This is a genomic window from Faecalimonas umbilicata (assembly GCF_004346095.1).
GTDB classification, from domain to species: domain Bacteria; phylum Bacillota; class Clostridia; order Lachnospirales; family Lachnospiraceae; genus Faecalimonas; species Faecalimonas umbilicata.
The window spans coordinates 1-1,102 of record NZ_SLZV01000065.1 but is presented as its reverse complement, the minus strand read 5'-3'; the positions used below and the strand labels follow the sequence as shown (position 1 = coordinate 1,102).

Sequence of the window (1,102 nt, the reverse complement as noted above, 5' to 3'; positions counted from 1 at the left end):
GAGAAATATCCATGATTCTTGTTCATTCATCTGAGATAGAAACTTTAAAAAACCTTTATTTTAAAGGAAAAAAGACTTGATTTATTAGGGAGGAATGGGCTGTGAACAAAAAGCAGAAAAAAATGTTGACAAGAATTATTATTGCTGCAGTTATGATAATTGCATTGAATTTAGTACAGGTAACAGGCATTGCAAAATTAGTGCTATACTTGGCAACATATTTAATAATCGGTTATGATATTTTAAAGAAAGCTGGAAAAGGAATTATAAATCGACAAGTTTTCGATGAAAATTTCTTAATGGCAGTGGCAACAATAGGAGCTTTTGCATTAGCAATTTACTCTAGAAGTGGAGATTACAATGAAGCAATCGCAGTTATGTTGTTTTATCAGATTGGAGAATGGTTCCAGAGTTATGCCGTTGGAAAAAGTCGAAAAAATATTAGTGCGTTGATGGATATTCGTCCAGATTATGCAAATATAGAAATCAATGGAAAATTAGAAAAAGTAGATCCTGATGAAGTTGGTGTTGATAGCATAATTGTTGTGCAGCCAGGAGAAAAAGTTCCGTTAGATGGTATTGTAATAGAGGGATCATCTAGCCTTAATACAAGTGCATTAACAGGTGAAAGTTTACCTCGTGACGTGAAACAAGGCGATGAAATCATCAGTGGTTGTATCAATATGACTGGTGTTTTGAAAATTCAAACAACAAAAGAATTTGGTGAATCCACAGTTTCAAAAATTTTAGAGCTTGTGGAAAATTCAAGTTCAAGAAAATCCAAATCAGAAAACTTTATTTCTAAATTTGCAAAGGTATATACTCCTGCAGTCTGTTATGGTGCATTGGCATTGGCATTATTACCACCATTGGTACAAATGTTGTTTTTAGGCCAAACAGCACAATGGGGAGTGTGGATTTACAGAGCTCTGACTTTCCTTGTAATTAGCTGTCCATGTGCATTGGTTATCAGCATCCCACTTAGCTTCTTTGCCGGTATCGGTGGTGCTAGTATAGAATAAATTAAATTTCTGCTATATATTTTTGAGATGATGTATGGTAAAATAGTGTTATCAAAGAAAGGATGATCGCTATGAGAAAA

1 pseudogene is annotated in these 1,102 nt (G+C 33.9%); it reads left to right on the top strand.

The features are described 5' to 3' along the window. Positions 1-101 precede the first annotated feature (101 nt). Positions 102-1,019, top strand: a pseudogene (locus EDD74_RS14960) (HAD-IC family P-type ATPase); the annotation flags it as partial. Positions 1,020-1,102 lie beyond the last annotated feature (83 nt).